The following is a 12,478-nucleotide window of genomic DNA, read 5'->3' on the forward strand; positions in this document are numbered from 1 at the left end:
TTTATTGGTTCCTTAATTAACAGCAATGAAAAAAATACTTGTTTTTTTGCTTATGACCTTGTTTTGTCTAAGCAGTCATGCTCAGTTTAAATTGAGTGGTAAGATTTGGAATTATGATCCAAACAAGACATTGGAAATCAATATTCCTCTTGTTTTCGGTTTTTATAAAGAAAATTCGCAACGGGTAACCGTTGCCGGCGATGGTACATTTGAGGTCGTGCTGCCAGTAACAGCTCGAAAATCCGCGACACTAATTTACAGCGGTGTAGTTCAAACCTTGTTATTAAGCCCTGGTAAGAATCTTATCGCCAATTTAACGGATAGTACGATCGTATTTGTAGCCGGTAGTGCTTTAACAGAAAATAAAACTATTCAGCAAATAAAACTGGATGAAGTGCCGTTTTTTATGAAAGCCCCAGCCTTAAACAATCTTGCTAAACGCTCTTTGGCTGAATTGAGACAGCAGCTGTTAATTCCCTTTTTTTCAGATTGCAATCAAATGAATGAAGTGATCCAAACTACTTCATTGCCCAGCCAACTAAAAGACTATATCCGTACTGAGCTTTACGCGCAAAGAATTAACCATCTGAACGATTTTGCCCGTGTAGCTGAATTGCCAAAACCGACCTCAGATAGTTTAGTGCTAGAGCTGTTTGGAAAAGTATCGATTAATTTACAGGATGATTTTGGAGGCCCCTCTTTCTATTCTTTCCTTGACAATTACCTGCGTTATTTGGAAACGAAAGCATTTGGTAAGATTCGGTCGGAGAAGATCCCTTCAAGCGAGCCGATCCCTTATTTCGGTATAAGCCTAGACAGTGCAAATAGATTAATGAATAGCTATAGTAAAGATTATTGGCGGTTGATTGGTGCTTTAAATAATTTTCCCAAAACTATCGTCGAAAAATACAATTTTCAGCAACTGGTCAATCTATATCATGACAGGGACTTACCGCATTTAAAAGCATTGGCGGGAGCACATTGGAAGATATTTCCAACGGATAAGCATAGGCCGCTCGTTGAACGCTATATTGCCGATCTTGACTCTCTTTTGATAGCGAATAAACAGAACAAACAGATCCGGTTGATTGAGGATGATCGACCTATTTCATCGATCTACGACCTGATTGCTAAATTGAAGGGTAAAGTGGTCTATTTGGATGTTTGGGGTACCTGGTGCGGTCCTTGTAAATTTGAATTGAAATATACACCTGAACTGAAGAAAAGATACATGGATAAAGATATTGCCTTCGTTTATTTGGATATGGATGAAGACCATCGTGATCAGGACTGGAAAGACTTTATACGCGTCAACAATTTAACCGGAATCCATATACGTAAAAATAGGAAACAGATTGAGCCCTTTTGGAAGGAATTACTGCTAAATGCAAAAGACAAAGCCGAATATTATCCGCAATATTTTATATTTGATAAAACAGGAAAATTAGTTGTAGAAAAGGCTCTTCGACCAAGTAATGGAAAACAACTGTATGACCAAATAGATCAGATTTTAAATCAATAATTGTTATGATAGCCATCGCGATAGATGATGAACCTGTGGCATTGCAGGTTATTGAACACCATATAGCTAAAGTCCCTTTTATTGAATTAAAAAGTACATTTACGGATGCGTTTATGGCGATTGATTATCTCCAGAAGGAGCAGGTGGACCTTATCTTTTTAGATATAAAAATGCCCGATATTTCAGGCATAGAGTTTCTGCGGAGTTTGAATACTTCGCCAATGGTGATTTTTACGACGGCTTATTCTGAGCATGCGCTATTGAGTTTCGAGCTCGATGCCATCGATTACTTGCTTAAACCATTTTCTATGAGCAGGTTTTTGAAAGCCTGCAACAAGGCGAACGAATTGTATAGCCTTCGGGCAAAAAAGCTACAGCATAACAAAGACTATCTGTTCGTGAAAGATGGCTATGAACATGTTAAAGTTGAAATTGATCGTATCCTTTATATTGAAGCATCAGGTAATTACACCCAGATACATTTGAGCGATAAATGTATTAGCTCCAGAATTACCATTAGCGAGCTGCTGGAACTGCTCCCGAAGAACGAATTTGTTCGTTGCCATAGAGCATTTATCGTCGCACGAAGTAAAATGATTAAGTTCGACAAAACCCAAATTTGGGTAACAGACCGGGTTATTCCCATTGGAACAACGTATACTGAATTGAAATTATATTAATGCTAAATACGCATTTTTTGATAAGTCAGGGCTGATTAGAAAGTAGGGAAGGGGTTGCGCTGTCAAAAGGTTAAGGGAACGTGTTTATGTTTTTAAGATAAATTTAATACTTTTGTAGCAATAGATCATTAGTGTTGTCAATTTTTAAAATTTAAAGTCATGTAATGCATTGTCGATATTTAGGAAGAAAGTAAACAACGGGATGTACCCGATTTGTTTATCCTATACCTATATCTTCAATTTTTTAGTATGGATTTAAATTTTAAAAATGGAATCAACAAAATATGGTCGTACCTATCATTTCCCATTTTCGCCAGGGACAAGCAGCGACGATCGTTTTAATCAACATTATTGGAAGGATATACAATCTTTCCATAAACTGTTATTTACAGAAAAATTAGACGGTGAAAATAATTGCCTTTCACGGCGTGGAGTATTTGCACGATCCCATGCAGCTCCAACCACGTCGCCATGGACGGCTCAGCTTCGGGAGCATTGGTCTAGATTAAAAAACGATCTGGATGATTTAGAGTTTTTTGGTGAAAATCTTTATGCTGTGCATTCTATCGAATATGTGCAACTTGAGCACTATTATTATGTTTTTGCTGCTCGAATTAAAGATCAGTGGCTTTCATGGGAAGAAGTTACTTTTTATGCCAGTTTATTTGATTTTCCTACTGTACCTGTTTTAAAACTCGAAATTGTAAAGGATTTGACTGAGTTGGAACTTCGGCGTTCAGTCGAAAATTTGGCCATGCAGTCTTCTATATTCGGATCGTTTGACCCTAAAACTGAAGAAGCATGTACGATGGAAGGGTTAGTCTGCAGGAATGCTGATGCATATGCCGTCAGCGAATTCCAGCACAATGTTTTTAAATATGTTAGAAAAGGGCATGTGCAGACCGACGAACATTGGACAAAATCATGGCGAAGAACAAAAATGATTTGGGAAAGGAGGGATTTCTAATGGAATGGACAATAGCATTAAATAAGAATTGGTCGGCTTTAGAGAAGCAATTTTCTTGGGTCAGGGATATGGAACAGGTACAACAAGACCCTTTACATCATGCCGAAGGGAATGTTGCGATTCATACCCAAATGGTATTACAGCAGCTGGAAGCATTGCCTGAATACCGGAATCTGGATTACCAAAAGCAGGAGCTCCTCTGGGCTTCCGCTTTATTGCATGATGTCGAGAAGAGATCGACGACAATTGTCGCTGCAGATGGTCGTATCAGCTCTCCAAATCATGCTAAAAGAGGAGCGCAGACCACACGGGAGATTTTATTTCGTGATGTGGAGACCCCTTTTGCATTACGGGAGGAAATTGTCGCATTGGTACGCTATCATGGATTGCCATTGTGGTTGATGGAAAAAGTCGACCCAATGAAGAGCGCCTTGGAGGCGTCACTGAGTGTCAATATGGGTCAGCTTAAGTTGTTGGCCGAAGCAGATGCTAAAGGAAGGTACTGTGCCGATTTGGATGCTTTGCTCTACGCATTGGATATGTTCGAACTGTATAGTAAAGAGATTGGCTGCTGGGATGCCACGCGTTCTTTTTTGTCTGAAAATGCACGATTTACATATTTTAATGGAAACAATAGTTATGTTGATTATGTGCCTTTTGATACATTCAAATCCACGGTGACTGTACTTTCAGGTTTGCCGGGAATGGGCAAAGATTATCAGATTTTAGCCATGAATACCGACCTTCCTGTTATTAGTTTGGATGACATCAGACGCAAATATCGCATTGATCCTACTGATAAAAAGAGAAACGGATGGGTTGTACAGGAAGCAAAAGAGCAGGCAAAAAAATACTTACGCTGTGGACAGGATTTTATCTGGAATGCCACCAATATAACTTCCCAGATGCGAAAACAATTGATCGATCTTTTCGTAAGCTATCAAGCTTATGTGAAATTGTTGTACGTTGAAAAACCCTATAAGATTTGGCGCGCGCAGAATAGCGATAGGGAGTACCCACTGCCAGAAGTTGTCTTGGATAAAATGTTTCATAATTTGGAAGTTCCGCAGTTGACAGAGGCGCATGAGGTTCACTACATTACGGCATAGCGGATGCTTTTAAGTAGGGGGTATTTAAGCAGGACTGTGCTGCATCTTTGATTGATTTTGCGAATCAGCCCACTTATTTGGATAGGGGGCTGATTTTTTTATATAGTACCTTTTTTCGGAGAGAGAGGCAATTTTTAGCTACTTTTTCAATCGCTGTAGCAACATAGATAAAAGCTCCTTTTCCTTGATATCGATGACATCCATGTCGATCCAAAAAGATGCAGGTTTTGTTGATAGATTGCGGTCAATAAAGCTTAATAAATAAATTAGACCGCTTGTTTTTTCTTTTTTTAACGATGAAAGGTCATTTAATTTTATAAAAATAGAATTTGTCCGATATAAACCAGTAACAAAATAATCGATATCCGTCCAAGGGATTTGCTGCGGTTTCAAAACGCTGTTGTTTAGTAATGTATGCTCATCTATCGTGAGTGCGGCCTCTCCTCTTCGATAGCGGTTCAGCTGTTGTAGTCGAAGATAAAAAACCGTTGCCGCAACGAGTATCCATATCGTCGAGGTTAGCTTAAAAATGAGATCATAGTATAACCAAGCATGCAACCCAATGACTGCTGGAAGAAAACATAGCAGCATGCTGATGATAATTTTTCCTTTGCTAAAATTAATTTTGATCATTGCTTTCTCTTTTTTCAAAAAGTACAAACTCCGCAAAAAATGGAGGCTGCCATTTTCATCATAGCTCCAATCTGTTAATCATATTATTGGAGCGCCTGTTATAAAGATAGGGGGTAAAGGCCATTGAAACTATTCCGATTTATGATTCGTGCTTATTCGTATTACTTGAATTTATCTTGCCATCCCTTCCGTATTGCGCTTAATTGAAATGGTACCGCGTGTCTTTTTTTTGATAAAAGGAATGAGTAGCTTTGTTTGTATAATAAAGTGATGGACTGTTGGAAAAACTTAAAGAACATTTAAAGAAATTTATCGATGTCGATCCGATCGAATTAGAAGAAATATTGCTTTACTTTAAGACGAAAACGGTCGCGAAAAAAGAAAATATACTGGAGGAGGGCCAAGTGTGCAGATACCATTTTTTTGTATTGAAAGGTATTCTCCGTAAATTCTTTGTTAATGAAAAGGGAGTGGAACAAACGACTGAATTCGCAATAGAAAATTGGTGGATTACAGACAATATGGCTTTCGAACATAAGCTTGTTACGTCATTTTACATTCAGGCCGTAGAGACTTCAGATTTAGTTTATATCAGTCAAGAAAATCAAGAGAAATTGGTTGCTGCATTTCCGATCATGGAGCGTTATTTTCGCTTTGTCTATCAAAGGGCTTATGCTGCTGCGCAAATGCGGGTTAAATATCTATTCTCTAAATCTAAAGAGGAATTCTACCATGATATGCTCCGTAAATATCCTCAGTTTGTAAAACGTGTTCCGCAATACCTGATTGCTTCATATCTGGGATTTACTCCAGAATATTTAAGTGAAATCCGTAAAAAAATACTTCCCTGAATCTGCTGCTATAATCTCGTTGCAATTGAAGGTTAGTAGCATTGGTCCGAATCTGCAATGCGAAAAGGGCTAATTTGAAATTCAAGTTTGTGTTCTTTTGCATAGTCTTGTGCCAATTTTTCGAATTTTTCCATTGCCTTATTCTCAGAAGCAGCAAAACAGTGCAGGTTTAATTCCAAAGGTTTCTCTGAGGTGGCAGGATCGATACGCAATTGTTCAACTTCGGAGAGGACAACAGCAAAAGAAGTTTTACAGATTTCAACTTCTAGATACGGCCCCATTAATTGAGATGAAATGCTATAATAAGAATCGTTATTTTGGATTTCTTCCTGAAAGGGGTCTAAATAGGTCGTAACAATAGATCGATAACCATATTTAGCATTACCAAAAAAGTGATCAATATATTCCTGTGCTTTTTCATATGTTGAGAAGACACCTTCCAGATTGGTGAATAAATCTGGATCTTCTTTTACTTCTTTTGAAACTACTGTATATACCTTAATGGGGTTGGTTGTCATATTTTGTATGCTACTGTTTGTACATTAAGTAAAAGTAAGTTTTTCTGCAAAAAAACTAATTTAGACTTTTATCTATGAGCGATTCTAAGATAAAATCCTCGTTTTAAAATAAAAAATTTCCTTTGTTAATTTGTAGCCTGTTTAGAGCAGGTGTTTGTGCTTTAAAGTTGTATATAATTTTCGTATTCTCCAAATTTTTTACTGATTGTTTTTATTTGCTTTTCTAAAATAATACGAATTGAACATATAATCCTATTCTCGAGCTCGCTTTATTACCAACGTGTTACCAAGCTCCTCCTGCAAGTAGTCTGGGCCTAGGTTAAGTCTACTTTTTTAGCTGATTTCAATGTGGAGCCACCTTGTTTACACGGTTGGGGCAGGGCGATGTTGGACAAGGGCAATAAACCAATTGCTTCTGACGCCGAATGATGAAAACCTGTTTTGACAAACTCATCAGAAATATGCTGTTGTTCCCAAGTCGTATTTTTTCATTTGACTGGACATAGACAATGCATGCGATCTTTGTTTTTCTTGCTAAGGAAAACTTCTCGGTCATTTCGGTCTTGTGTCTAATTAAGTGTGTGTTATTTATTTCGTTAAATTAAATTTATTTAAATTTAAAAGATAGTGAAATTATAATTGAAAAAGATGTCATTTTGTGTCAAAACTATGCTCTTTTGTCTCAATTTATTTTTAAATTTTATTTGCTTTAAAAGCCTGTTGAGGGCTTTTTTTGTTCGTATAATGTTTTTTTTGGACTTAAGTAGCACCTGTCCTCTTTCTCTTGTCGGAATCCAGCGATTTGTTTTTTATAGTCATTCAAACGTTTTCGTAAATAAATGGATTAAAAAGATTTGATTGTATTTTCTTAATTAATACTATTGTTTTGTGTTAATTAAATAATAACCAATTGATATTAACGACTAAAAGGCCTTGTTTTTGGGCTTTTTATAGTTTTATTTATTAATAACCAATAAATCTTAATCTATGAGAAAATTTAATCGTTTGATTTTCGTTAGTTTTTCTTTTTTGTGTATGCTATTGCTGTCTACAGGAATTGTTTATTCACAGGGAACTGGAAAAGAACTAAAGGGTATCGTCAAAACAAATGATGGGCGTTTTTTGGAGAAAGTTACCGTTTTGGTAAAGGGAACTTCAACGGGTACATTAACAGATAGCTACGGTCGCTTTAGTTTAAAATTGCAGCAAAGTACTGCTAAAGTTACTTTAAGTTTTACCCATACGGGATACTCGTCCAAGGAACTTGACGTAGAAGTGGGTAGGGAAATAGAGATCACCCTTTCTGAATCTACTGAGAATCTAGATGAAGTCGTCGTTATTGGATACGGAACTGCCAAACGTAAGGATGTGACGGGCGCAATTGTTTCGGTGCAGACCGAAAAGCTTGAAAAGGAAGCGCCCAGGTCTGTTCAGGATCTATTAAGGGGGAATGCCGCCGGCTTAATCATTGGCCAGGGTAATTCTGCTAAAGGGGATGCTAGCCTACAGGTAAGGGGAAAAGGAACATTAAAGGCGGGAAGTAGCCCATTAAATGTCGTGGATGGCGTTATATTCGATGGAACATTTGCAGATCTTAATCCCAATGATATTCAGTCTATTGATGTTTTGAAAGATGCGAGTGCTACTGCTGTGTACGGTGCAAAGGCCGCCAACGGTGTTATCTTAATAACGACAAAAAAAGGGAAAAAAGGGAAGCCGAGCATTACTTTCAATGGAAATTTTGGTATGGTTGAAAGCGCAGGGATGCCACGCGTAATGACCGCTGATGAGTTTTTGAAATATCGCTATGACTTTGAAGTAGGCCGAAGAACCGCCGACTATCTTAAAGCGCACCCCGAAATGTTTGTGGACCCAAGACTGCTCAGTGGAACCAATCAGTTGGACTGGTATAATTACGATCAAAAGACCCCCGTTACAAATGTAACAGAGGATCAGTTGATTAGGTCTTGGCTTTCTCGATTGGAGCTAAAGACTCCGGAAATTGAAAATTACATGAACAATAAGATTACGGATTGGCAGGATTTGGTTTTTCAAAAGGGGATCCAGCAGGATTATACTGTTGCAATATCGAATAGTAGTGAGAATGCTAACTATTATTTTTCCTTAAACCATGTTGACCGGGAGGGAGTAGTGGTCGGAAGTCGGTTTAAAAATTTCAGAACACGACTAAATCTCGAAACTAAAATTACATCCTATCTAAAAGTCGGGGCGAATACAAACTTTGCAGTTCGAAATGAGGGCTTTCTAAAATCCGATTGGAAACAGTCTGCGGTGATTTCTCCCTTTGGATCAAATAATCTTGATGATCCTTCCAGTATCTATCAAAGACTGCCGACAGGCGATGTTACTCCGGTAAACCCGTTCTTTGATAATCAATTTAGGGATCGAAAGGATCATTATAACACTTTGAATTCGAGTCTGTATGGTGTAATTACCTTGCCCTTTGGAATTGAATTACAGTCCAATTTTACACCTTCTTTCAGTTGGCGGGAGTATTATAATCATGATTCGTCAAAAAATCCTGAATGGAAAGCGAGAGGTGGAAGTAGCGAAAGAACTTTTAAAAAAGTATATAATTGGCAGCTAGATAACGTGCTACGTTGGAAGCGACGTTTTGATGTACATAATTTTGAAGTGACCCTATTACAAAATGCGGAGAAAGGGCAGTCTTGGGAAACTAAAGCCAAAACTTCACAATTTGTACCATCAGATGTGCTTGGTTGGCATCGATTACAGGCCGGTACAATTCCATTGAACGAAAGCGAAGACACCTATCAAACCGGAGATGCCTTAATGGCTCGCTTGTTTTATTCCTTTAAAGATCGTTATATGTTGACAGCTTCTGTGCGACGTGATGGGTATTCAGCCTTTGGCGCTCAAAATCCAAGAGCAACCTTTCCAGCCTTGGCTTTTGCCTGGGATTTTACAGCAGAAGATTTTATGAAAAATACCAAATCCTGGTTGGATTATGGCAAGCTACGGCTTTCTTGGGGAAGAAATGGTAATCGTGATATTGAGCGCTACGAAGCTCTTTCCGACATGACCTCTGGGTTACATCCCTATATTGATGCGAGTGGAAACCTGTATCTTTCATCTCAGTTATATGTGAATAGAATGGCCAATTTGGGCTTAAAATGGGAGAGTAAAAGTTCGTATAATGCCGGTTTGGACTTTTCAATCTTCCATGGCCGTCTGAGTGGTGCACTGGATTTTTATACGGCAACAACCCAGGATTTATTGGTAGATCGTGCATTGCCAGAAATTATCGGATTTAGCAGTGTTGCTGCCAATCTTGGTGAGCTCTCAAATAAAGGTTTTGATATTTCCTTGAATAGTAACATCATGAATAGGGGCGATTTTAGTTGGAATGCTACGGCGATCTTTATGTTGAATCGGAGAAAAATCGTGAAGTTGTATGGCGATATGGTGGACGTAAAAGATAGTGAGGGAAATATCGTCGGCCAAAAGGAAGCGGACGATGTTAAAAATAGATGGTTTATTGGACAGGATCCCGACCGGATATGGGCTTACAAACGAAATGGCATCTGGCAATTAGGGGAAGAGGAAATGGCAGCAAAATACGGCAACCAACCTGGCGATTTTAAATATATAGATCAAAATGGAGATGGGGTCTTAACGGATGCCGATCGTGTATTTCAGGGGTATACAACACCGCGTTTTCGCTGGTCGTTTCGAAATGAATTGCGTTATAAAGAGCTGAGTTTTTCATTTTTAATTTATTCCAATTGGGGGCATTATGGGGACTTTAACCAGGCAGCAAACAATAGTAATTTTGCGGATCGCAGTACGGACTATGCGCTAGATCGCTGGACGCCAGATAATCCGATCAACGATTATGCGCGTATTGGATCAAAAAATAATGGTACAAACTATGTCAACATGTCCTTTATGCGTTTGGACAATATGGTGCTTTCCTATAATCTGCCGAAATCATTGTTGCAATCGTTAAGAATCCAGCAGCTTCGTATTTCAGCTTCCGTTAGAAATGTAGCCTATTTGACAAAAGATTTTAAATTTGGCGACCCCGAAAGAAGCTGGAAAAGTGACGCATTGGCAGATGTAGGTGACCCAGCTCCCCGTACCTATAATCTTAGTTTAAACCTTACCCTTTAATTTTTAGATCATGAAATTGAAAAAAAATATAATATTTAGTTTATGTATTGGTTCAATGGCTGTTTTTACATTTTCTTGTAGTAAGGATTGGCTTAAACCGAAACCTTTGTCTTTCTATGAACCTGATGTTGCACTAGCCGATGCGCAGGGTATGTACTCCGCTTTAACGGCCTGTGAAAGAAATATGCGGCATGAATTTTTTGACGATGCTGCACCAATTTTGACCGAGATTATTCAATCTGAAGTAGCCGTAGAAGGTACGACAGATAAAGCTGGTCCACAAATGGATATGGATATTGCACTGCTTCCCGATGCAGACCTCAATCACAACGATAAAACTAAAGTCGGTTGGTATTGGTACGAGGGATTTAAGGGGGTAAAATATGCCAATCTTATTATTTCAAGAATAGATGCAGGAACTTTTAAAGACCAAAATGAAAAAAACGCGATTTTAGGAGCTGCTTATTTTCAACGTGCCTATCGTTATTTTAAATTGGTGCACCAGTTCGGTGATGTGCCCTTCATTGACAAAGAGATAAATGAACCAAAATATGATTTCTATAGTTACGATCGTTGGAGCATTCTCGAAAAATTACGTAAAGATCTGGAATTTGCCTACCAATGGGTACCCGAAAAAGTAGATCGTGGACGTACCTCCAAATCTGCTTGTGGTATATTGTTGATGAAGGTATGCATGGCTTTGGCAGATTTTGATCGGGCAATCGCTATTGGAAAAGAAATTGTCGCTATTCATCCACTTATGAAAAGCAGATTTACGGTGAATAAAAGTAAACCAAATACCAATCTGATGTTTGATCTTCATAGTGTTGAGGCAAAATTAGATGGGGCCAATACCGAAGGTTTAATGTATGTAGTTTCTTATCCTGGAGTTGATGGCTCTGCACGCATAAGAACAATGCGTAATGGCGTTCCTTTCTGGAACAACGGCGGTATAAAAACACCGGACGGAAAAACGGGGACAGGCCTATCATTAGCAGCGGATGAAACTGATCTTTCATTGGATTTAAATAAGAACTATGGTCGTGGTATAGGACGATTGCGTCCAACTTGGTATTTTACAAATCAGATTTGGAGATCTGGGAAAGAAGATAATGATTTGCGGGGGATTTTTAATCGGGATAGTTGGAGAAAGATGGAAGATTTGAAATATAATGAGCCCAACTTAAAAAAGACCGGCAATCCCTGGTATGGAAAAAATCTGGTTAAACCGGCAGGGATGAGTGTTGAGGATTCAATTCGTCTATGGTTCTCTTGGCCGCATTATAAATTATTTGTACCGGACCCATTGCAAACACAATGGGAGGGCGGGGAAACTCCATGGTATATTTATCGTTCTGCGGAAGTCTATTTATTGTTGGCAGAAAGTTACTATTGGAAAAATGATCTTGGTCAGGCTGCCATTGCCATTAACGAAGTCCGTCAACGCGCCGGTGCGTCACAGCTGACAGCAGGCGAAATCAATATCGGTGAGCTATTAGATGAGCGTGCACGTGAGTTGTATTATGAAGAAAACAGGCATATTGAGCTTGTAAGGATTGCCTATATTTACGCAAAAACCCGAAAACCATGTGAAATATTTGGTGGCCGTGTTTATGATTTAAAACAGATTAGTGGTCCAGGAGGAACGAATGCGAATATTAAACAAGCTGGAGTTAATTTCTGGTACGATAGAGTGGTTGCAAAAAGTAATTTCTATAACAAAGGGGTCAAACATAAATGGGCCGAATATAAAATTAGTGTGCACCATATCTTATGGCCTGTGCCTGCCAATGCAATTAATACAAATATCAAAGGTGTTATCAATCAAAATATAGGTTATCCGGGAGCCGAGAAAAATAAAACGCCGTTATTGGTTGAAGATAAGTAACAAGTGTTTTCAAACGTTTTCGTAAATAAATCACATCATTTGATTCATTTCACTTATATTAATTAATATCTTGTTTTATTAAGTCAATTGAATCAATAGCCAATAAGTAAATGGGGGCCGAGTTGGCTTGAAAGTGAAGTGTAGTATCGTCTCCT

General features: G+C 38.4%; 9 protein-coding genes. 7 read left to right on the plus strand and 2 right to left on the minus strand.

Annotated elements, in window-relative coordinates:
• The first annotated feature begins 25 nt into the window (after positions 1–25).
• The 4 genes from K2F45_RS08950 to K2F45_RS08965 all read left to right on the plus strand — a co-directional run bounded on the left by K2F45_RS08950 (position 26) and on the right by K2F45_RS08965 (position 4,278).
• Complete coding sequence (locus K2F45_RS08950; RefSeq protein ID WP_248933339.1) at positions 26–1,522, plus strand: TlpA family protein disulfide reductase; 1,497 nt, start codon at positions 26–28, stop codon at positions 1,520–1,522.
• A 5-nt stretch (positions 1,523–1,527) separates the two neighbouring features.
• Positions 1,528–2,202, plus strand: coding sequence for a LytR/AlgR family response regulator transcription factor (locus tag K2F45_RS08955; RefSeq protein ID WP_075991836.1), 675 nt, complete (start codon positions 1,528–1,530; stop codon positions 2,200–2,202).
• A gap of 268 nt (positions 2,203–2,470) precedes the next feature.
• On the plus strand, positions 2,471–3,169 hold the full coding sequence (locus K2F45_RS08960) for an RNA ligase family protein (protein WP_075991837.1): 699 nt from the start codon (positions 2,471–2,473) through the stop codon (positions 3,167–3,169).
• A complete protein-coding gene (locus K2F45_RS08965; protein ID WP_237242082.1) occupies positions 3,127–4,278 on the plus strand; it encodes an AAA family ATPase in 1,152 nt (383 codons plus the stop codon). The genes K2F45_RS08960 and K2F45_RS08965 overlap by 43 nt, the downstream gene beginning before the upstream one ends.
• 138 nt (positions 4,279–4,416) lie before the next feature.
• On the opposite strand, the gene K2F45_RS08970 is transcribed toward K2F45_RS08965, so the two are convergent.
• Positions 4,417–4,911 carry an STM3941 family protein gene (locus K2F45_RS08970; protein WP_075991839.1) on the minus strand — a complete coding sequence of 165 codons (495 nt, stop codon included), beginning with the start codon at positions 4,909–4,911 and terminating at the stop codon, positions 4,417–4,419.
• 278 nt (positions 4,912–5,189) lie between these two features.
• On the opposite strand from K2F45_RS08970, the gene K2F45_RS08975 reads away from it, so the two are divergent.
• Positions 5,190–5,762 (plus strand): Crp/Fnr family transcriptional regulator, encoded by a 573-nt coding sequence (locus K2F45_RS08975; RefSeq protein WP_237242084.1) that lies wholly within the window; start codon positions 5,190–5,192, stop codon positions 5,760–5,762.
• A gap of 32 nt (positions 5,763–5,794) precedes the next feature.
• On the opposite strand, the gene K2F45_RS08980 is transcribed toward K2F45_RS08975, so the two are convergent.
• Positions 5,795–6,280, minus strand: coding sequence for a hypothetical protein (locus K2F45_RS08980; protein ID WP_075991841.1), 486 nt, complete (start codon positions 6,278–6,280; stop codon positions 5,795–5,797).
• A 987-nt stretch (positions 6,281–7,267) separates the two neighbouring features.
• Here K2F45_RS08980 and K2F45_RS08985 point away from each other — a divergent pair.
• The gene (locus tag K2F45_RS08985) at positions 7,268–10,435 is read left to right on the plus strand and encodes a SusC/RagA family TonB-linked outer membrane protein (protein WP_075991842.1); all 3,168 of its coding nucleotides are present in this window, start codon (positions 7,268–7,270) and stop codon (positions 10,433–10,435) included.
• Between the two features lie 10 nt (positions 10,436–10,445).
• On the plus strand, positions 10,446–12,323 hold the full coding sequence (locus K2F45_RS08990) for a RagB/SusD family nutrient uptake outer membrane protein (protein WP_248933340.1): 1,878 nt from the start codon (positions 10,446–10,448) through the stop codon (positions 12,321–12,323).
• Positions 12,324–12,478 lie beyond the last annotated feature (155 nt).

The sequence above is a fragment of the Sphingobacterium siyangense genome, assembly GCF_023277505.1.
Lineage (GTDB): Bacteria > Bacteroidota > Bacteroidia > Sphingobacteriales > Sphingobacteriaceae > Sphingobacterium > Sphingobacterium siyangense.

Excerpts from the sequence above, each read along its gene's own strand:
- K2F45_RS08950 (WP_248933339.1), top strand. The coding sequence starts at position 26 with ATGAAAAAAATACTTGTTTTTTTGCTTATGACCTTGTTTTGTCTAAGC.
- K2F45_RS08955 (WP_075991836.1), top strand. The coding sequence starts at position 1,528 with ATGATAGCCATCGCGATAGATGATGAACCTGTGGCATTGCAGGTTATT.
- K2F45_RS08960 (WP_075991837.1), top strand. The coding sequence starts at position 2,471 with ATGGAATCAACAAAATATGGTCGTACCTATCATTTCCCATTTTCGCCA.
- K2F45_RS08965 (WP_237242082.1), top strand. The coding sequence starts at position 3,127 with ATGGCGAAGAACAAAAATGATTTGGGAAAGGAGGGATTTCTAATGGAA.
- K2F45_RS08970 (WP_075991839.1), bottom strand. The coding sequence starts at position 4,911 with ATGATCAAAATTAATTTTAGCAAAGGAAAAATTATCATCAGCATGCTG.
- K2F45_RS08980 (WP_075991841.1), bottom strand. The coding sequence starts at position 6,280 with ATGACAACCAACCCCATTAAGGTATATACAGTAGTTTCAAAAGAAGTA.
- K2F45_RS08985 (WP_075991842.1), top strand. The coding sequence starts at position 7,268 with ATGAGAAAATTTAATCGTTTGATTTTCGTTAGTTTTTCTTTTTTGTGT.
- K2F45_RS08990 (WP_248933340.1), top strand. The coding sequence starts at position 10,446 with ATGAAATTGAAAAAAAATATAATATTTAGTTTATGTATTGGTTCAATG.